We start from the raw sequence: 265 nt of genomic DNA, 5'->3' as shown, positions 1-265 counted from the left end.
CTTATATGTTAAAACACCTAGGATCCCTTGACTCAGAATTAAGAGATAAACTGATATACAGAAACTTTTGTAAGATAATTACAAATAATTATTTAAGTCAAAGTCATCTAAAACAAATGTTGGCAACTATCTTAGATGATAAATATTTATTTAAGGGAATTAGATTAAAAGAAGACGATTCAGTGTTTACTCGTTCATTTAGTACACTTTTGATTGCTTTAATTCTTGATGCAGATAATCGAAAAGATTTTCTATCACAGGACAC

1 protein-coding gene is annotated in these 265 nt (G+C 27.9%); it reads left to right on the top strand.

Annotated features, from left to right (window positions below; genetic code table 11):
* Positions 1 to 5: 5 nt before the first annotated feature.
* A partial coding sequence (locus SB753_RS38055; RefSeq protein WP_410805291.1) for a DUF2785 domain-containing protein occupies positions 6 to 265 on the top strand: 260 nt, incomplete at its 3' end.

The sequence above is a fragment of the Paraburkholderia sp. SIMBA_053 genome (assembly GCF_046534895.1).
Taxonomy (GTDB): Bacteria; Pseudomonadota; Gammaproteobacteria; order Burkholderiales; family Burkholderiaceae; genus Paraburkholderia; species Paraburkholderia caledonica.
This window is presented reverse-complemented; position numbering and strand designations above follow the sequence as displayed.